The organism is Chryseobacterium sp. MMO-72 (genome assembly GCF_037146035.1).
GTDB lineage: Bacteria > Bacteroidota > Bacteroidia > Flavobacteriales > Weeksellaceae > Chryseobacterium > Chryseobacterium indicum.
This window is the reverse complement of the sequence record NZ_JBBCWG010000018.1, coordinates 58,096-76,314: the sequence shown is the minus strand read 5'-3', so window position 1 is coordinate 76,314 and position 18,219 is coordinate 58,096. Positions and strand designations below refer to the sequence as shown.

Annotated in this window: 22 protein-coding genes; 17 read left to right on the top strand and 5 right to left on the bottom strand. The window is 33.5% G+C overall.

Features of this window, described 5'->3' with window-relative positions:
- The first annotated feature begins 2 nt into the window (after positions 1 to 2).
- From WFH39_RS19230 to WFH39_RS19170, 13 genes are all read left to right on the top strand, one after another.
- Positions 3 to 542, top strand: coding sequence for a hypothetical protein (locus WFH39_RS19230; RefSeq protein WP_336691064.1), 540 nt, complete (start codon positions 3 to 5; stop codon positions 540 to 542).
- A gap of 20 nt (positions 543 to 562) precedes the next feature.
- Positions 563 to 874, top strand: coding sequence for a hypothetical protein (locus WFH39_RS19225; protein WP_336691063.1), 312 nt, complete (start codon positions 563 to 565; stop codon positions 872 to 874).
- Positions 875 to 879: 5 nt separating this feature from the next.
- Positions 880 to 1,419, top strand: coding sequence for a hypothetical protein (locus tag WFH39_RS19220; protein WP_336691062.1), 540 nt, complete (start codon positions 880 to 882; stop codon positions 1,417 to 1,419).
- A gap of 345 nt (positions 1,420 to 1,764) precedes the next feature.
- Positions 1,765 to 2,028: a hypothetical protein gene (locus WFH39_RS19215; RefSeq protein WP_336691061.1), complete on the top strand. Its 264-nt coding sequence runs from the start codon at positions 1,765 to 1,767 to the stop codon at positions 2,026 to 2,028.
- Between the two features lie 96 nt (positions 2,029 to 2,124).
- Positions 2,125 to 2,301, top strand: a complete 177-nt coding sequence (locus WFH39_RS19210; RefSeq protein ID WP_336691060.1) for a hypothetical protein — start codon at positions 2,125 to 2,127, stop codon at positions 2,299 to 2,301.
- A gap of 207 nt (positions 2,302 to 2,508) precedes the next feature.
- Positions 2,509 to 3,648: a hypothetical protein gene (locus WFH39_RS19205; protein WP_336691059.1), complete on the top strand. Its 1,140-nt coding sequence runs from the start codon at positions 2,509 to 2,511 to the stop codon at positions 3,646 to 3,648.
- Positions 3,649 to 3,965: 317 nt separating this feature from the next.
- Positions 3,966 to 5,825: a hypothetical protein gene (locus WFH39_RS19200; RefSeq protein WP_336691058.1), complete on the top strand. Its 1,860-nt coding sequence runs from the start codon at positions 3,966 to 3,968 to the stop codon at positions 5,823 to 5,825.
- Positions 5,826 to 5,890: 65 nt separating this feature from the next.
- The gene (locus WFH39_RS19195) at positions 5,891 to 6,796 is read left to right on the top strand and encodes a hypothetical protein (RefSeq protein WP_336691057.1); all 906 of its coding nucleotides are present in this window, start codon (positions 5,891 to 5,893) and stop codon (positions 6,794 to 6,796) included.
- Positions 6,796 to 7,392 (top strand): hypothetical protein, encoded by a 597-nt coding sequence (locus tag WFH39_RS19190; RefSeq protein WP_336691056.1) that lies wholly within the window; start codon positions 6,796 to 6,798, stop codon positions 7,390 to 7,392. Before WFH39_RS19195 ends, WFH39_RS19190 begins: the two co-directional genes overlap by 1 nt.
- A gap of 386 nt (positions 7,393 to 7,778) precedes the next feature.
- Complete coding sequence (locus tag WFH39_RS19185; protein ID WP_336691055.1) at positions 7,779 to 10,034, top strand: hypothetical protein; 2,256 nt, start codon at positions 7,779 to 7,781, stop codon at positions 10,032 to 10,034.
- Positions 10,035 to 10,085: 51 nt separating this feature from the next.
- A complete protein-coding gene (locus WFH39_RS19180; RefSeq protein ID WP_336691054.1) occupies positions 10,086 to 11,399 on the top strand; it encodes an ATP-binding protein in 1,314 nt (437 codons plus the stop codon).
- A gap of 25 nt (positions 11,400 to 11,424) precedes the next feature.
- Positions 11,425 to 11,994, top strand: coding sequence for a hypothetical protein (locus WFH39_RS19175; protein ID WP_336691053.1), 570 nt, complete (start codon positions 11,425 to 11,427; stop codon positions 11,992 to 11,994).
- On the top strand, positions 11,991 to 12,431 hold the full coding sequence (locus WFH39_RS19170) for a lysozyme (RefSeq protein ID WP_336691052.1): 441 nt from the start codon (positions 11,991 to 11,993) through the stop codon (positions 12,429 to 12,431). Before WFH39_RS19175 ends, WFH39_RS19170 begins: the two co-directional genes overlap by 4 nt.
- A gap of 28 nt (positions 12,432 to 12,459) precedes the next feature.
- On the opposite strand, the gene WFH39_RS19165 is transcribed toward WFH39_RS19170, so the two are convergent.
- Positions 12,460 to 13,272 carry a TIR domain-containing protein gene (locus tag WFH39_RS19165; RefSeq protein ID WP_235130156.1) on the bottom strand — a complete coding sequence of 271 codons (813 nt, stop codon included), beginning with the start codon at positions 13,270 to 13,272 and terminating at the stop codon, positions 12,460 to 12,462.
- A gap of 438 nt (positions 13,273 to 13,710) precedes the next feature.
- Here WFH39_RS19165 and WFH39_RS19160 point away from each other — a divergent pair, with 438 nt between their 5' ends.
- Entirely contained in the window at positions 13,711 to 14,088 is a 378-nt protein-coding gene (locus WFH39_RS19160; protein WP_336691051.1) for an RNA polymerase sigma factor, read from the top strand.
- A 143-nt stretch (positions 14,089 to 14,231) separates the two neighbouring features.
- A complete protein-coding gene (locus WFH39_RS19155) occupies positions 14,232 to 14,852 on the top strand; it encodes a DUF4142 domain-containing protein (RefSeq protein ID WP_336691050.1) in 621 nt (206 codons plus the stop codon).
- A 108-nt stretch (positions 14,853 to 14,960) separates the two neighbouring features.
- Here WFH39_RS19155 and WFH39_RS19150 read toward each other — a convergent pair whose 3' ends face one another.
- The 3 genes from WFH39_RS19150 to WFH39_RS19140 all read right to left on the bottom strand — a co-directional run bounded on the left by WFH39_RS19150 (position 14,961) and on the right by WFH39_RS19140 (position 16,150).
- Positions 14,961 to 15,149, bottom strand: a complete 189-nt coding sequence (locus WFH39_RS19150; RefSeq protein ID WP_336691049.1) for an SDR family NAD(P)-dependent oxidoreductase — start codon at positions 15,147 to 15,149, stop codon at positions 14,961 to 14,963.
- Between the two features lie 24 nt (positions 15,150 to 15,173).
- Complete coding sequence (locus WFH39_RS19145; RefSeq protein ID WP_336691048.1) at positions 15,174 to 15,689, bottom strand: CinA family protein; 516 nt, start codon at positions 15,687 to 15,689, stop codon at positions 15,174 to 15,176.
- A gap of 77 nt (positions 15,690 to 15,766) precedes the next feature.
- Positions 15,767 to 16,150 carry a low affinity iron permease family protein gene (locus WFH39_RS19140; protein WP_336691047.1) on the bottom strand — a complete coding sequence of 128 codons (384 nt, stop codon included), beginning with the start codon at positions 16,148 to 16,150 and terminating at the stop codon, positions 15,767 to 15,769.
- A 182-nt stretch (positions 16,151 to 16,332) separates the two neighbouring features.
- Between WFH39_RS19140 and WFH39_RS19135 the strand changes: the two genes are divergently transcribed.
- Positions 16,333 to 16,938: a hypothetical protein gene (locus WFH39_RS19135; RefSeq protein ID WP_336691046.1), complete on the top strand. Its 606-nt coding sequence runs from the start codon at positions 16,333 to 16,335 to the stop codon at positions 16,936 to 16,938.
- Positions 16,939 to 17,171: 233 nt separating this feature from the next.
- Here WFH39_RS19135 and WFH39_RS19130 read toward each other — a convergent pair whose 3' ends face one another.
- Entirely contained in the window at positions 17,172 to 17,447 is a 276-nt protein-coding gene (locus WFH39_RS19130) for a hypothetical protein (protein ID WP_336691045.1), read from the bottom strand.
- A gap of 96 nt (positions 17,448 to 17,543) precedes the next feature.
- On the opposite strand from WFH39_RS19130, the gene WFH39_RS19125 reads away from it, so the two are divergent.
- Positions 17,544 to 18,215, top strand: coding sequence for a MarR family winged helix-turn-helix transcriptional regulator (locus tag WFH39_RS19125; RefSeq protein WP_214590290.1), 672 nt, complete (start codon positions 17,544 to 17,546; stop codon positions 18,213 to 18,215).
- The last annotated feature ends 4 nt before the right edge of the window (positions 18,216 to 18,219 follow it).

Sequence of the window (18,219 nt, the reverse complement as noted above, 5' to 3'; positions counted from 1 at the left end):
ATATGAAAGAAATAAGAAATTTTATTGATACATTTTTAAAAACAGAAATAGAAGCCTCAGATGCTTCCATTAAACCAGATTTAGAAGATTATAACAAAAAACTAGATTTCATGAACAGTTTTTGTGTAGAAGAATTACACAATAAATTCGGAATGATTCCCCACAATGAGTTAAAAAGTGAAGAATTTTATGAAAGATGGAAAGAAGTGGATTCTGCTAATAAAAGAAATGTTTATAAATTAAGTCATTATAAGAATGATAAATACGAAGATATATATGTGGTCTATCTTTCATTAAGTAATCCAATAAATGGTATTTTTAGATATGGAGACTGTTTATTTATAACAAGGATAGATGGAAATTTAAAGATTGTGAAGCAATATCTTTTTAGCAATGATGTAGGTAAAAAGAGAAAATTTAAATATCCAGTAGGGCTTGAAGACATTTCTTTTGATATTTTAAAAAAGCCAATCCATGTTGAGCGTTATTTAGAACCAGTAAATGATAAAGAAGCGATGGAACATTATTCAAAAGATATTTAATTATATAACTGCTATTAAAAGTGAAGTTTCTATTTTTAGAAGCTTCACTTTTATTTTTTAGATATCAAAATTTTAAAATAATTGCAGTATTTTGGAAGGAATTGGTAGAACTTGGTAAAACTTCTGCACTAACAAAGTTAAATCCCAAGACAGATAAAGAACTATTAGAGAGTATGCATAAGATTTTAGCTAAAAATGTAGATCTTAAACTTGTGCAAGGTGTGATATATGAAGTTATGTTAGTAAAACTTAATGGAAATCAAAAGATTATACACAATATTAGACCAATAGAAATTGGTGCAGACGAGAGGTTGCAAAAAATACTTAAATAATAAATATGGAAGAAGTAAAAAATTTTATTAGTGCATTTTTAAAAACAGAAACAGAAGCATCTGATGCTTCTATTAAACCAAATTTAGAGGACTATAATAAGAAACTAAATTTTATGAATAGTTTTTGTGTAGAAGAATTACACAATAAATTTGGAATGATCCCTAGCAACGAATTAAAAAGTGAAGAATTCTATGAAAGGTGGAAAGATGCAGATGCATCAAACATAAGACACATTTATAAAATAAGCCATTATAAAGATGATAAATATGGCGATATTTATGTAGTTTATCTTTCAACAGGAAATCCAATAGAAGAAATTTTCACTTATGGCGCATGTCTATTTATAACAAAAATTAATAATAATTTAAAGATTGTTAAAAAATATATTTTTGGAGATGAAATGTTAATGAAAGATAAATTTGAAGGTGGGCAAGGTTTGGAAGATATTTCTTTTAAAACGGTGAAAGGACCAATATATATTGAACGTTATTTAGAACCATTAGATGATAAAGATGGTATGGAGCATTATTTAAAAGATATTTAATTCTGTAATTACTATAAAAAGCGAAGTTTTTATTTTTAGAAGCTTCGCTTTTTTTTATTTTTATAAGTGATGAAAATTTAAAGGTAACTGAAACATCTTGAAAAAAGAATTAGTAGATCATATAATAATTTCTGAATTAGGAAAGCTAAATCCTGAGACAGACAAAGAACTATTAGAGAGTATACATAAGATTTTGGCAAAAATACAGATCCTAAGTTAGTACAAGGTGTAACGTATGAAGTTGTAAAAGCCAAGCTTGATGGAACTAAAAAAGTTACACATGATATTGATAAAATGAGAATTGGACCAGATGAAACATTACAAAAAATATTAAAATAATAATACATGGAAGAAATAAAAGATTTTATTATTAATTTCACAAAACAAGAAGCAGAAACAATTTATTTAATGAGACAGCCGAATCTTGAAGCGTATAATAGCTCACTTCGAAAGATGAATGATTACTGTATTGATTCATTGCATAATACGTTTAATATGGTTCCATTACTAGAACTTGATGACCAAGAGTATTATGATGAGTGGAGCAAGAAAGAATATCCAAGTACAAGAGATATATATAAAATAAGCTGTTATGAAAATGAAAAATAAGGAGAAGTTTATATAGCTTATCTTTCATTACGTAATCCAAAGAGAATTTTAACTTATGGTGACTGTTTATTCGTAACAAAAATAGATGGGAATTTAATGATTGTGAAATCTTATCTTTTTACTAGTGATGTAGGTAAAAAGAAAAAATTTGAATTTCCAACAGGTCTTGAAGATATTTCTTTCAAAACTCTAAAAAAGCCAGTAAAAATAGAACGTTATCTTGAACCTATACATGATGAAGATGGTATGGAGCATTATTTAAAAGATATTTAATTCTATGCTTATTATAAAAAGCGAAGCTTCTATTTTTTAGAAGCTTAGTTTTTTTTATGCTTAGTATTTAAAGTTTTATATACTTTATGAAATCCAAAATTTAAATAAATTACTTTTGTATTAACATTTTTAGTCAGCTTCATTAAAACAATAAGTAAACTACTTTCAAAAGATATTATTATTAGACATATCTCAAAATAAATAATTATGGAAATAAATAAAATACATTCCGATTTAAAGATGCTCTATAAAGATAAGAACGTGAAGAAAAAGTTCAGCTTTATCTTTGAACAACAAGATGAGAAGATGTTATTAATGGAGTGTTTAAAACGGGGATTTTGGTCTATAGTACCATTTGCTTTTCAAGCAAAAAATGTTTTGGCACTTCAATTAGTTCCTGATAAAAAAATAATACAAAATCCTGTCGTATCATTGAATAATACATATCAGGAGTGCTTTATACTTGCTCCAGATGCAAAAGCAATTATATCTATGGCAAATCTGATTTATTTTAATGAGCCTTTTTTTATTAAACGATCTAAGGAGGAAATTGAAGAAACGATGGTACTTTCTCAGCCATTTTTTGATTATTTCGGAGGTGGAGATTTAGAGTTTTTAAAACAATTTTTATTATCAGAAAATAATCAGGAACGTTTTGAAAATGCTTCTGAATATAAAGAAGATTTTTATAAAGAATTTTGGAGTCATTACTACAACACACCTGAAAATAGAAAAGCCTTTGAATTATTTGATAAGCTTATTGATAAACGCAGATATTTACCGGAATACGATCAGATGGATTATGGGCTTTGGAATAATTATATAGGAAATGTACTTGCAAATAGGGCTTATTCCTTAATGAATATTGATATTAAAGAGAAATGGGAGCATTATTGGCGTTGTGTACAATTGCCGCATGGCTTTGATTGTGATGATAATAGTTTTGAAGAATATACTGTTAAGTTGGGTAATTCTAGCAGTCTACTTGATTCTATGTCGGATTCATTTGATTCAAAATGGGAAAGCAGATATGCAATTTTTCCTGAGGAAGTCCAAAAGCATCCTCTTTTTGAAGCTACAGAAGCTATTAAAAAAGTAAAAGGTTATGCAGGAGAAGCACACATTAAAGCTGCTGTAATATTAGAGGAAGAGCATAATGATCCCATAGGCTGCTGGAATGCCCTAATAAGTGCAAGTTACTGGGCGGGAAAAAGAGGTGATCTGGATGAAGTGGAAATGTGTTGGGGATTAGCGATTGATCTTTCCAGAACCCATGGCTGGACTGAGATTCATAATATTTTATCTGAACAGATGGAATTTTATTATCATTACAAAGATAAATCATAGACTGTAGTAAATGTCTATATAAAACGAAGTTTTTCTGTAAACAATTTATAATTGGAAGCCATCTCAGTTGTGAGACGGCTTCTTCTTTTTTACATTTGAGTTTCTCATTTTCCTTTTGAAAAAACAGTAAAATTTTCCATCGGTAAATAAAGACTTCTTAAGCTATACAAAATCTATGACTTACTGCAACTACAGAATGCAGGAGGCTAAAAACTTTAATAAGAAGAAAAAAATAAGGAATTTTGAACCCTCAAGTACAGATACTATTGGATCCAAATCAGCTGTATTAAAAACTTAGAAAAGTTAAAAAATTAAGTATGGAAAAAAATGAATCAACAACAAAAGAAATTCTAAAATTCTATTTTGAGACAGGAAAGAAACCTACCGAAGCCCAGTTCTCAGAATTTTTAGATTCTTACTGGCATAAAAAGGAAAGCATTCCTAAAGAAAAAATAGAAGGGTTAGAAAATCTGTCGTTAGACTTTGATCTTCTTTGGTCACCCACCAGCAAAAAACTGTCTTTGGCAGATGCTCAGGGAAACGTATTGTCGGAAATTTCTTTGCAGTCTCTGGACAATGAAGGGACAGACTTAAGGTATAATGCTGCTACAGCATCACTGGAACTTTATAATGCAGACAATGAGCTTTTAGACAGCATTCCGGTTTCTGATTTTGTAAATAATGTAGGTACGCAACTGGCTTTAAATTCCAATATTTTACAGTTAAAAGACAGCAAAGGAAACGTATTGTCTAATGTGATGTTTGCGGTTTCCAACATCTCAGGATTACAGACGGTATTGGATACTAAAGCAGAAAAAACCGTAGCTATTAATACTGTTTCTCCGTTACAGGGTGGAGGTAATTTATCGTCAGACAGAACATTAAGCATATCTCAGTCTAATACGAATACTTCGGGTTATCTGAGTAATACAGACTGGAATACATTTAATAATAAATTCGATAAACCTACCATGGGAGCCAATTATCTAGGAAGATGGAACGGCTCAACATTTATTAACGGTGTGTTGCAGGATAACGGAACCAGTTCAGGAATCGGGAGTAACAATTACAACAATATTATCTGGTCTGTCGACTCTTCTTCTAAAGCGGCACTTATCGCACCAAGAATGACTCAGGCTCAAAGGCTTGCTATTTCTTTAGGAACTATTCAGGCGGGAGCTATTGTTTATCAGACTGATGGCACAGCCGGATATTATCTCTGGAACGGAAGTTCATGGGGTACTTTGGGAAGTAATATTGCTACTGCAGATCTTACCAATACCCAGGCAAGAACATTTACTCAGAATGCAGGTTTCACATGGGATACTTTGGGGAATGCTTATTTTTTGAAGGGACTTACAGATGTAGGAAGTAATTATAAAGACCACCCCAAAGTTTTAAGAATAGACTCAAATACAAAACAGGTTGTAGAAGGTGATGCTCTGGTTGTAACCATACCGGATACTTTACCTAACCCTGTTACACCAACATCACAAACTTTAAATATAGTTCACACTTATACAAACAGTCCTACAGCATTAGATACCAATGTAAAGGATTTAAATGAATTTATTATGAATATAGGGAATTTAAAATTTACACCTTTAACGGTAGACGATTGGAATTTAATTAATGCTAATCCAAATACAGCTGCTGTTATGTCAGCTTCTAATGGAATTGCTTTAAAAACGAATAATCTGGTGGCATTTGCTCAAGGAGAAATTATGGCTTGTGCTTATCCCAATTTGGTTTTACCCGCTAATAAAAACTGGGTGTTTATAATTGGTGGTACGGTGGGAGAATATTATTCAACCAAAAATATAGGGGTTATAGGAATTTGTGAAAGCTCTGCCAAAACAAACGTAGGGGTTTTAAATAGCTATTTATCATCTCTTTCAGCTGGTTGGGGATATTACAGTATAAATCACATTACTATAAGTGCTGATACCACTCCAATTGCTCAAAGAATTGATTTAGGAAATAGCACCTGTATTTTTACCAAGGTAGGAAATATATTAAATACTACTGTGAGGTCAGGAGGTTCGGTAAAAACTTTTAATATAGATGTAACAGGCATCAATGCTTTTAAACCTTTATGTTCATTGATAAGAAGTAGTTGGAATGATAATACAGGTAATTGTATTAGCGATTTTGGGAAATACTGGATCGAATCTTAAGAATACAGAAGTAAATTTTATAAACTAAAAAGACATTTTAAAAATCCAAACAAAAAATAAAAAATATGGAAGAAAATAAAATAACACCACGGGAGGTGTTGAAATCTTATTTTGAAAAAGGGGATTATCCCACGCAAGATCAATTTGCGGAATTAATAGATTCTTTGAAGCATAAAGAGGACATTCCCACTAATAAGGAAACAGTAGTATTTGCAAACAGCTTAGCTTCTATGGATAACGGATATGTTATCTATTATATAAATTTGAATAATGGCGGACAAGAACTGAAATTTCCACTAGTTATAAGTCAGGATGGATTTGAGGATCAGGTCATAGAAATTGGGAATACTTACGGCAATGAAAAAAGACAGTACTTTTTAGACAATGGACCCTATACTATTAAAGCAAAAAAGTTTCCGAAAGAAGGATTAAATAATTACGAATATTATCGATTATATTATCAAATAGAATCTAATTACGGAATTTACAGATTTTTTGGAAATAACCTGCCAACAATTCCTGAAGGATTTGAATTCGGAACGCTTACAGATAAAAGATTTTTAGTTCAAATATATAAAGATAACTTAGGTCAGCAATTAAACATTGTAAACACTAATATTAAATTTATAAATAATACTGATCTGTCCATTCAGTATAGACCAGAATCTGGTTATTGGGGACATAGATTTATTGATAAAGATTTTGTTACCGATCATTATCATCTTTGGGACTATTTATATTTTTATTACAAAGCAGATCTTACTAAAGTAACTCAAAATATAGTATGTCAGGTCTATAACGAAGATATGGGACAGCTTTTAATGACCGGATATCTGTATGCAGGGCAAAATAATGTAAATACATGGGGCGGCGGTTCTGCAAATATGGTGAGAAACATCAGAATCGAATGTAATTATCTAAACAATCAAGTCATTCAAAATAATCAACCTACAAGTACAATTATAGACTAATGAAACTAAAAATATTTGAACAAAATCAGCATCTTAAGGATCTTACACCTTTTGAGCTAATGGCAAAAGATGTCACTATTTTAAATGGAATCGTGAAAGGCGAGCCAATCTATGAAAAAGGAAGAAAAACCAGCACTGGTTACTATTTAGACAAAGAACAGACGAATCTGGCAATTCAGAAAAGTTTTTCAGATGAACTGGATGAAAATGGATTTTTAAAAGGATTGAACATCGTTATTAAATGGTTCGATATTTACGGAAATCCTGTACTTGTTAAGTCTGTGTATGTTTCCCTGTCACTTTCAGAAAGTGCAGAGATGATTATTAAAAGACGCAAACGTATTATTGATTATCTAAAGGAATCGGGTGTAAGATTAGGTGTAAAACATCATATCGATTCCCTTTTCAGTCATTATACAAATTATCAGCAGTCCGGAGTTACGAAAAATCTTTTAAACAGCTTTATTGAAAACGGATCAGATGAATTGAAGCAGGCCGTTGCCAATGAAAATAATCAGGAAATAGCAGATATTTTAAATCATGTATTGCCTAACGGAACCACTATCAAAGACTCATTATTGGATCAGATAGCATAATAAACCTAATCTATATCAGATAAAAGTGTTTTTTTAATTCCAAACAAATAATTTTACCATTACAAATTGAATTTGGCTAAACTATAGTGCTTTAACAACTCTAAAAACTGCCAAATAGCTATAACTTCATGCCGCTCGGGTAAAGTCTTTTTTACGCTTTCAATCAATCACTTTTTTTTTTAAACGTAATCATTGCTGTATAGTAGATGAGGTCCTTTTATACTCAAAATTAAAAAATATTCATCTCAGAATAATTAAGGAATATCTTTTCCGATTTAATCAAATTTTAAATCACCTGTTATAAATAATCACTCGGTAAAGCTTTTCTAAAGTTTTACCGATGATACAATTTCTTGAACTCTAAACACAAAATAAAAATCTTTTCCATGTTAATACCAACACCATTAAACACCATATTAAGTTACTTCCAGACCGGAGATATTCCTACTCAGGAAGAATTTCAGGCATCCTGGTCATCATTTTGGCATAAAAACGATGCTATTCCGACGAGTAAAATTGAAGGACTGGATCAGCAGCTGCAAAATAAAGCAGACAAAGCAGCTTTTGATGCACATACATTAAATCAGGATTCCCATATCAATTATTTAGCCACCAAAGATGCTTCAAATTTAGACAGCAGCCATCTTCAGGCGTGGAAAACAGCACTAGGAGTAGGAAAACAACCTGAAAATACCGCTACTATTGATGACGCAAATAATACGGGAACGGTTTATACAAAAGACCAGAGCGATGCGAAATATATGCTTTTAAACGATTTTGTAGACAGCAATCAAAAGATCCTTGCCGAAAAAATCGAGGCGTTGGGCATAACCAATCTCGTTGAAGCTGCTGAAAAGGATATCTCTTTATTTGCAGAACATTCTGAATCATACGAATTTCAGGATAACGATTTTATTGCAATTCCGGATTCGGCAGGAAGCTTTTCTCTTTATCTTTTTAAAGGCGGTGTAAAAACCAATAAATATAATTATCTGCCTACAGGAATCTCGAATGTCACCATCGGAATGGTGGAAGGACTTCAGGGTGAACTGAATAAAAAAATAGAAAAGCCTCTTACGGATGGGAAGTTTTATATTAAAAGATCATCAGGAGTTACAACAACAGAAACGCTGGCAGATGAAACACTAGCTTCTGTTGTGAGCAGAGATGCATACTCCCCGAAACCGATTACTTTTCTGGATGGTTCCGAACGTACTAATGCCAATATTGGAGTGAATCCAGCAACTTATTCCTTTTTCTGGGGCAATATTAATCCTAATCATACTGGATTTTACAATCATACATTCGGATACAACTGCCTGTCAAAAGTAACCACAGGAAATAATAATGTTGCTTTTGGTGCTGCAGCGGGGCAAGAGCTTACAACAGGATCGTTTAATACGTTTGTGGGAGTTGTTGCAGGGCAGAACGCAGTTTCCGGAAACTCTAACGTAATGGTAGGAGAAGAAACAGGATTTAAAGTAACGTCCGGATTTAAGAACACCTTAGTAGGAACAGCGTCCGGATATAATATGACCACCGGAAATCTGAATACGCTTATCGGTTACAAAGCATCTAATACAGCAGGTTTAGGCGATCGTAATATCATCATCGGAGCATCTTCAGGACAGGGAATTACAGGTCAGAATAATATCCTGATCGGCGTTGGAGCAGGTCATAACGACGGTGCATTATCCAATAAACTTATTATCCACTCCAATAATACCTTAACAGGATATAATAACACTTCCGAAGGTGTGTTTGGAAGCTTTCAGCAGGGGACCCTCGGTATGGCTTTAATTACCGGAGATTTTCTTCAGAGATGGGTAAAGTTTAACGGATCGTTTTCCATCAATCCGTCATACATTCCGGCAGGAGACGCATCTTACAATAAAGTATTTGTAGGGAATTCTTCAGGACAGTTTGGTTGGATCAATAAAACAGATCCTGTTCCTTTATCGGGGACTTTACCCGGAAAACCTGTAACGGGAGAAATAGAATTTTCAACCGAAGGGGGAGGAGCCATTAAAAGTGGGGCTTCAAGTATTTCCGTTGCCGACGGATTTACAACCATATTCTCGGGTGATCTTATGGGCGACAGAACTCAGATATTATCAAGTCCCATGCAGATTTCGTTGTCTCAGGGATTAGATAAATACATCAATCTTACCCAATGGCTGGACAGAATAGATGTGGGTGCTCCAACTGATGGCCCCGGTATCGTAGGGCAGAATTATTATGGAGATAATTATACGGAAAATTCTTTTGTTCAGAAAAGATGGGTAGACGAAAAGATAAAAAGCATTACCGGAAGCAGCTATAAAATTTACAGAGCATTATTAAACAATGTCGGCGGAACTTTTAATCCAAAATTTATCGTACTGGAAAATACACTCGGAGATATTGAATGGGCGCGTACCGATTACGGACAGTTTACAGGAAAAATGGGCGATGCGTTTCCGGAAAATAAAGTATGGATTAATGCAAGAATAAATAAACCGTATAAAAAAGACCGTGCAGAATGTTACTGCTACAGAGCATCGGCAGATCATATAATTCTGAGTGTCTTTAATACTTCAGACCAATCTCCGATAGATTTTGAAGAACAGTACGGTGTTATTGAGATCTATGTTTACGACTAAGGATAACCGGAACTTAAATTTTAAATTAATAAAGAAAAAAGAATAGAATTAATGGATTCAATACAATTACAAAACTTATTCACCCATTTAGAAAGCGTTATTACATGGCGCGTCAGTCATTCTGATGAAGATTTTAATCTGGCACCCCGGTTTAATCCGAACGATTACAAAAGCTCTCATCTGGGAAATTATATTTCAGAAAAAAAACTGACTCATCAGGAAGTTGTTATTTTATTAATGGCTTTACTGCCGAGATTGGATCCATCTTTACTGAAGAGAGTTTATCTTGAATATCCATCCAGTCCGTTCTTTGATTTCTGTTCGGTTAACGATAACGGAAGACTTTTTAATCCTACTGTTCAGGCATTGCAGTACATTCTGGGCGGAGAAAGTATTTCAGAACGATTAAAAGCATTGGATTATTTCGGGCAGAATTCAGTATTGGTAAAAGAAGAACTTCTTGTTTTTTCATGTTCTGCACAGGAAAGCACATCGGTTAATAGTCTGATCAGTGTTCATCAGGATGCTTTTGATGCTTTAATGTTCGGGACAGAACAGCTTCCTAAAATGAGCAACGATTTTCCTGCGGAACAGCTTCACACAGGCAGAACATGGGCAGATTTAATCCTTCCTCAAACTACTCTGGAAGAGCTTAAAGGTATTGAAGACTGGTACAACAGCAGCCGGATTTTAATGGAAGACTGGGGAATGCAGAAGAAACTTAAACCGGGCTTCCGCGTACTTTTTTATGGAGATCCCGGAACCGGAAAAACGCTTGCGGCAAGTCTCTTGGGAAAATATACCCAGCGTCCTGTGTTCAGAGTAGATGTATCTATGCTTGTTTCAAAATATATCGGCGAAACAGAAAAACATCTGGCAAAATTATTCGATAAGGCAGAAAATAAAAACTGGATATTATTTTTTGATGAAGCGGATGCTATTTTCGGGAAAAGAACCAATGTTCGCGATGCGCATGATAAGTATGCCAATCAGGAAGTCTCCTACCTCCTGCAGAGGATAGAAACTTTTTCGGGACTAATTATTCTGGCGTCCAATTTCAAAAACAATATGGATAAAGCCTTTACGAGACGTTTCCACAGCTGTATAAAATTCAATAATCCTAAGTACGAAGAACGTCTGCGCATCTGGGAGCAGAATTTACCGCAGCAGCTGGATTTGGGAGATATTAATCTGGATCAGATTTCCAGAAGATACGAACTTACAGGATCCAATATTATGAACATCATTCAGGATGTATGCTTAAAGGCGATTGCATCGGAAGAACCTGGCTATAAAGTTAATTCGGAGATGCTGTTGGAAAGTATCAGGAAAGAATATTTAAAAGAGGATAAAGTATTCTCATAAAACTCCAATTTCAAACACCAAGATCATGAAAATAAAAACTTTACTGCTCATCACATTAATGAGTATGGCTTTTGGCTGCAGAAGTAAAAATAAAGCAGTCACTCATTATGAAGAAAACAGGAATGAATCAGAAAAAGTAAAAACAGATTCCCTGGGTTCACAAAACCGGCAGTCTGCTCAGAACACTTTCTCGCAAACGCTTTCTGATGATAGAAAAGACGAAAAATCCGGAGAAATATTTATCAAAGGAAAATCCGATGAAGCCAATCCTTTTGTTTACCACAACATTGTGGGGAAAGATACGCTTCAGAGTATTTCAATTGTTGGAAATGCAGAATATATTATCAATAATCATTATGTGAAATCAGACAGCAAAAAATCAGAGATAAAAAAAGAGCAGGCGGTAAGTCTTATCCGGAACACAGATCAGAAAATTATTTCTAAGGAAGTAAAAAAAGAATCTGATCTCAAAATTTCCGCACAGACAAAAAAGATAAAAGTAAACGGATTTCAGGCAGGCGCATGGATTGTTATCACCATCATTGCAGGAATTATAATTCTCGCATTTTTCACCTATAAATATTTTAAAAAATGACAACATCACAAAAAGGTATAAACTTCATTTTATCATTCGAAGGCTTCAGCGCAAAGCCTTATCTGGATTCTGCCGGAATTCCGACAATCGGCTACGGAAATACCTATTATCCCGGAGGCAAAAAAGTGACCATGAAAGATTTGCCGATTACAAAGGAAAAAGGAGCAGAATTGTTTGCATCGGTTTTACCGACCTATGAAAAAATAGTGTCAGCAAAAATTAAAATTCAGCTTACCCAAAACCAGTTCGATGCGCTTGTTTCGCACACGTACAACACAGGAGGATCGGATACCTTGTTCTCACTTATCAATAAAAAAGCAGAAGCAGCATCCATCAGAAGCTGGTTTACTACAAAATACACCACAGCAGGCGGAAAAGTTCTGGCAGGTTTGGTGAGAAGAAGAAAAGCAGAAGCAGATTTGTTTTTTGGGAAGTAAAATATATCTATTGACTAGTTCAAATTAATTATAACAATTTTGTAAGCTGTATGTCATTTCTTACTGCACCGATGTGTCCATTTTCAAAATTTACCCATATTGCTTGGCGATTTTGTTCATCGATTATAACCCTATCAACAATACCATAACCATACAATATGTGTGACACTTTATCACCTATATTATATATTATCTTTTCCGTATTTTGAGGGTAGTTCTTAAGTAAATCTTGTAAAGTTATAGATGATGCAGAAGTTACGTTTGTTGTCCTTATATTTTCGTGTTTTCTAACTAAATCTAAAATTTCTTCTAAAATATCTCTTTCACTTCTTTCGGGTTTTTTTATATCTGATGAATCTTCATTTAATATTTTTTCAATTTTCTTTTGAAACTCAGGAAAAAAAGCATCAAATGTCGATTTTAATACTTCTTTATCAACAGCTCGTTCGTCCATAGAGTTATTAATTGATTTTACCAAATCAAACATTTCAGAGCTATTAAAAGTGGTAAGTTGAAAATTAGATAATGGCGATGTAACTTCAGATTTTTTTAATCCAAATAAAATAGGACAAACTTTTGATTTTTCAAGTCTATTGGATAAAGCTCCAGCTTCAAAAAGTATCCATGGCTTTTCAGTATTATCTTTTGTAAGACAAATTAAACCAATTAAACATTCAGAAAGTTTTGCATTAATATCTGGGAGCCATCTGGTTCCTTTTTCAATATCATCAGGTGTATAATATGGCTTGGAAGACTGAATTATTTTTGGCAGCCAGTTTTTTAATTCCTGGGCAATTTTCATACTAGCTTCACCAGACCAACTAATAAATATATTATTCATATTTTTTTAAATTCAATATACAAAAATCTTTATTGAATTTTACTTTTATTGTTGAATTACTTATGATTTTTGGATAATTTAAAAAGTGACCATGAAAGATGTTCCGACGAGTAAAGAAAGAGGAGCAGAAATTAATGTAAAAATTCGGAATTTCATCAATACTTTATCATATTTTTAGTATGCTTTTGGTTAATGTTATTAAAGGATTTTCCAATTTTAATCTCATCATTTCCGGAAATTAAAATTTCTAGCATAGCATTTGTATAGTAGATTTTATCTGATCGTTTAGATAGAAATCGTAAAATTTTATTTATAGAGTGTAGAGATTTGTCAGTTGCGTTGATGTTCTGTTACTATCATTTTTAAATTTCTGATGACATTGGATGACGTGAAAAATAATATGATTCAGTACCATATCGCAACCACCACATGACAAAATTGAATACCGAAATCAACTCAGCAGAGGTCGCCTTGTGTATTTTGATAAAGAAAAACCGGCAGCAAGGATTTGAAAAACTCTACAAAAGCTACAGCAGTATATTGTATGGTCTTGCTTTAAAATCGGTTTCTTCTAAAGAACTTGCAGAAGAGATTGTTCAGCGTACCTTCGTTAATGTCTGTAAACAGATCGATTCTTTTACAGATCAGAAATACACCTTCCATATTTGGATGATCCGGAATCTTATTGCTACCATTAAAGATTTTCTTTCCGAAAAACAGATTGAATATAATTTTACCTTACATCAATTTCCTGAATTCAGCTTTGAACTGAAACAACAGGTTCCTTCTTCTCAGACAGAAATCAGCGGTTTCTGATAAATTTTTTTTAATATCTAATTTAAATCAATAATTGTGGTATCTGTTCTGCTGCTATCTTAAGCTTTTGGCAGACAAATTGTTACACATTAGAAATCAAACATAAAATATCCTGCAAATTAAACCACAAACATATTAATATTATGAAAAATTCAATTCTAAGTATTCTTGCTATCGCAGCGATGGTAGCCTGTAAAAAAAATGAAACGACCAATGTAGACACTTCTGCGGACAGCACTGCAATGATGGCACCCGCAGATTCGGGAATGATGAAAAATGATTCCGCAAATGCAGCAGCTACACAGCCGGATTCTGCCTCCAAAACATCTCTTAGCGATCAGGATAAATCGTTTGCCGATGCTGCTGCAAAAGGAGGTATGATGGAAGTGATGATGGGCAAACTTGCGGCAACAAATGCAGAAAATGCCACAGTGAAATCGTTGGGTGAAATGATGGTAAAAGACCACAGCAAAGCCAATGATGAGCTTAAAAAATGGGCATCCACATCAGGATATACATTGCCGACAGGTTTAGATGCAGATCACCAGAAAATGTATGATGATCTGAAGGCTAAAAGAGGAAAAGATTTCGACAAAGCCTACACCGATCTTATGGTGAGCGATCATAAAGAAGATATTGCAGCGTTTAAAAAAGAAGCTGCCTCCGGTTCGGAAGCATCGCTGAAATCCTTTGCCAGCAGTACACTTCCTACTTTAGAACACCATTTAATGGAATCTGAGAAAGCAAAATCAGCAGTTAAATAGGAAATACCTTCTTAAGTAAATTACAAAACTATTCTCAGCATTTATTTCTGGGAATAGTTTTTTTATAACCTTTTTTAAACCAATTTCAGAATTATCTCTTTACATTCATCAGGAATTTAATTTTTTTCCGAAATCTGCAATTTTTTTCTGGGTTTTTTCTGCATCTTTCCTGTCTTTATAATGGATGAAAGCAATGTTTGCTCCTTCCCTGGCAAATAGCAGTACTGTTGCTTTTCCGATTCCGCTGTCTGCTCCGGTTATAAAAACGTTTTTTCCTTTTAGCTGTAAACTTTCCATATATAATATTGTGGTGTGGTGGTGTTAATTTTTTTTCTCTTTCATTGTCAGCTGTTTTTCCATTTCAACTTTCAGGCATTCCATAATAAATTCACTGTAACATATTTGGGCATTCATCGCTTCTTTTCTGGAATTAAGATTCATTTTGTGGGAAAAGACTGTTTTATTTTTATAGACAAAACTGAAATAAGCAAAAAGCCTGTGTTCCGATTCTTCCACTGGAGTTGCATAACCTGTAATGGCAATTCCCCAATCGGTATGAAATAAGTCCGTAACATTTAAAGCCATCGTATCCGCAATATTCTGCGAAACACAATCGTTCTCTTCTGCTTCTTTTCGGTCAACTTTTAAAAATCTTACTTTTTCTTCCAGCGTATACGCCGTAATTCCGCCCTTGAAAAAAGTTGAGGCATCTTTAATCTGCGAAAATGAAAACTGTAAAAACCCAGCCGTTACACTCTCTGCGACGGCAATGGTTTCCTTGGTAGTCTGAAAATAATTTCCTGTAAATTCTAATAGATCGTTCCGGAGATTCATCATCATAAATTATTTAATAGATTTAGAATACTGATTAAGCTTAACCAGCAACAAAATATTTAGCTGCATCATCCTCGGTCTCAGGCAGGATCGTCCTCTGTTCTCTTGGGAAGCTTTCCGAATTTTTCATAAAGTTTATGAAGTTCGTCCAGTTCATCTTCTGTAAGATCTTCGATATCTACAATTCTGTTATTAGCCTTATCATGTGCTTTAATCAGTTCATTAAGTTTAATCTGGATGGCTTTTGAATCTTTATTCTGAGCTTTCTGGATAAGAAAAACCATTAAGAAGGTAACAATTGTAGTTCCTGTATTAATAACCATTTGCCAGACCTCCGAAAATTTAAAAAACGGACCCGTTGCAGCCCAGATAATTACTAAAACACTTGCTCCGATAAAGGCTTCGGGACTTCCGGCAAAACATGCAGACCGATCTGCAAACCGGTCGAAAAAATTCTTTTTCATAAAAATAACACTTCGTTTACAATTCTTTTCTGTTGATTCATTAAACCGAATTTCGTTATTCCTGAATAATAAATGTATGATTATAATCAATTGATAAATAAAATACATGATTGTGATTCTGCTCATAATCAGCTGCAGTATTGTATACTAAATTTGTAACAGATCATCACAAAGAAAGAAATATGAAGCCGAAGCAGATTCCGGGAGTTCCGATACAAAAGAAGGGAGGATTCCACGATACCGAAAGTACGAAACAGTTTAAGATTTTAGAAATCAACTCAAAATTTGCTGTTCTCAAAGAACGTTTTTTTTCTATTAACCGATGGAAAGAATACTGTGGTAATGCTTCAGCAGATTTTAAACATTTTGATGCTTCCGGAGAATTGGCAGACCGTTTTCCCAAAAAAGGAGATTTTATAAGAATTGCCATTCCCGGTCCCGGAACGGTGGAAGCTAAAGGATACGACTGGGTAGAGATCATTAATATCTCGCATCGGGATACAGACAAAAGCGAATCTTATCTGATGATGTGCAGACCGTCTAAAGAGCCTAATAAGCTGAAAGGCTATGTTGCGCATTTTTATACGCCTGCAGCCACTTCCAGTATGTTGATCTCCAAAGAAGGAAATATATTGAAAGCCGCAGTATACGGGAGAAACGAAAGACCGAATTTCAATGCATCTTTTTGGGATAAAATAAGAAATTTTTTCATCGCTCTGGGCGGAATTTTCGGGTTCGGAAAAATACAGTGGAAGATTCTCGCCGACGGCTTGCTGGATTTTGAATAAAAAGTTATTTATACACTTGTTTTTTCACACCATTTACTTTTCTATTTAACTCCTCAGGTTTTTGAGGAGTTTTTGGTTATATAAAATTGCTGACACATCTTTTCGAATATTAAACCTTGATTTCGTTTTTCTTTTTGAACGGAGAGACAAACAATAACCGAAAATTCCATCTATAAAAAAGCGCTCTGAAACTTCAGAACGCCCTTCATAAATTTATTTTATCAAATGTTGTTTTAAGAAATATGGGAAGCGAACATCTCTTTATTAAGATGTGCGATGTGTGCTTTCAAAAAAGCATGAAGCTTAGGATTTTCCACAATATAATCGGAGAACTTAGGTACAATCATAGATTTATTGGAAACAATATTCTGCATGATTTCATATTCTTCTCCAAATGAAATGTCCAGCCCGAATTCCTTCTTTACACAGGAATGCAGATAATCATTGATATATTTTTTACAGTCACCGGATGAGGTTTCTTTTATATCAGAATTAGTTTTCATATCCATAGTTAATAATTTTTAAAGATAATGAAAAAATATTTAAGTGTATAAATATTTATTATTTTAAATTAAATAGTATATTTGTATACTAATTTTTACGAAATGGAATATTCTTTGATTAAAGACATAATAGGATTATTAGAAGAATTTGAAGCTGAAAATTCGGGAAATATATATTCTAAAGATGTTGAAGGATTTAAAACCTGGATACATGATAAAGAATCTTCTAAAAATCAGGATAAGCAGAATGATCCCTACTGGGAAGGAAAAGAAAATGGAAGAAGCCCAGAAAGTGCTATTAATACACTTTTGGTACATCTTAACAGATATGCAAAAACTTATTCTAAATCTGCAATTGCGGATTCCGAATTTTCTACGCAGGAAGAATTTATTTACCTTATCAATCTGAGATCTTTCGGAAGAATGACCAAAACAGAGCTGATTAAAAAAAATATTCAGGAAAAACCTGCGGGAATGCTCATTATTGCCAGATTATTAAAACAGGGATGGATCGAACAGACCGAATCTGATGATGATAAAAGAAGTAAATACATCAGCATTTCAGAAAAAGGGCTGCTTGCTCTTGACAAACAGATGGAAAAAATCCGAAACGCAACTAATATTGTTGCCGGAAACCTAAATTATACAGAAAAAATGGAACTTATACGTATTCTTAATAAACTTGACCGTTTTCACCATCCGATATTTTCCAGAAATATCGACAGCAAAGATCTTATCAATACGGTTTATCAGGAATACGCATTTAAAAACTAAAACT

Bases quoted from the DNA above. Each gene is read 5' to 3' on its own strand.
- WFH39_RS19230 (WP_336691064.1), top strand. From the start codon at position 3: ATGAAAGAAATAAGAAATTTTATTGATACATTTTTAAAAACAGAAATA.
- WFH39_RS19220 (WP_336691062.1), top strand. From the start codon at position 880: ATGGAAGAAGTAAAAAATTTTATTAGTGCATTTTTAAAAACAGAAACA.
- WFH39_RS19215 (WP_336691061.1), top strand. From the start codon at position 1,765: ATGGAAGAAATAAAAGATTTTATTATTAATTTCACAAAACAAGAAGCA.
- WFH39_RS19210 (WP_336691060.1), top strand. From the start codon at position 2,125: ATGATTGTGAAATCTTATCTTTTTACTAGTGATGTAGGTAAAAAGAAA.
- WFH39_RS19205 (WP_336691059.1), top strand. From the start codon at position 2,509: ATGGAAATAAATAAAATACATTCCGATTTAAAGATGCTCTATAAAGAT.
- WFH39_RS19200 (WP_336691058.1), top strand. From the start codon at position 3,966: ATGGAAAAAAATGAATCAACAACAAAAGAAATTCTAAAATTCTATTTT.
- WFH39_RS19195 (WP_336691057.1), top strand. From the start codon at position 5,891: ATGGAAGAAAATAAAATAACACCACGGGAGGTGTTGAAATCTTATTTT.
- WFH39_RS19190 (WP_336691056.1), top strand. From the start codon at position 6,796: ATGAAACTAAAAATATTTGAACAAAATCAGCATCTTAAGGATCTTACA.
- WFH39_RS19185 (WP_336691055.1), top strand. From the start codon at position 7,779: ATGTTAATACCAACACCATTAAACACCATATTAAGTTACTTCCAGACC.
- WFH39_RS19180 (WP_336691054.1), top strand. From the start codon at position 10,086: ATGGATTCAATACAATTACAAAACTTATTCACCCATTTAGAAAGCGTT.
- WFH39_RS19175 (WP_336691053.1), top strand. From the start codon at position 11,425: ATGAAAATAAAAACTTTACTGCTCATCACATTAATGAGTATGGCTTTT.
- WFH39_RS19170 (WP_336691052.1), top strand. From the start codon at position 11,991: ATGACAACATCACAAAAAGGTATAAACTTCATTTTATCATTCGAAGGC.
- WFH39_RS19165 (WP_235130156.1), bottom strand. From the start codon at position 13,272: ATGAATAATATATTTATTAGTTGGTCTGGTGAAGCTAGTATGAAAATT.
- WFH39_RS19155 (WP_336691050.1), top strand. From the start codon at position 14,232: ATGAAAAATTCAATTCTAAGTATTCTTGCTATCGCAGCGATGGTAGCC.
- WFH39_RS19150 (WP_336691049.1), bottom strand. From the start codon at position 15,149: ATGGAAAGTTTACAGCTAAAAGGAAAAAACGTTTTTATAACCGGAGCA.
- WFH39_RS19145 (WP_336691048.1), bottom strand. From the start codon at position 15,689: ATGATGAATCTCCGGAACGATCTATTAGAATTTACAGGAAATTATTTT.
- WFH39_RS19140 (WP_336691047.1), bottom strand. From the start codon at position 16,150: ATGAAAAAGAATTTTTTCGACCGGTTTGCAGATCGGTCTGCATGTTTT.
- WFH39_RS19135 (WP_336691046.1), top strand. From the start codon at position 16,333: ATGAAGCCGAAGCAGATTCCGGGAGTTCCGATACAAAAGAAGGGAGGA.
- WFH39_RS19130 (WP_336691045.1), bottom strand. From the start codon at position 17,447: ATGGATATGAAAACTAATTCTGATATAAAAGAAACCTCATCCGGTGAC.
- WFH39_RS19125 (WP_214590290.1), top strand. From the start codon at position 17,544: ATGGAATATTCTTTGATTAAAGACATAATAGGATTATTAGAAGAATTT.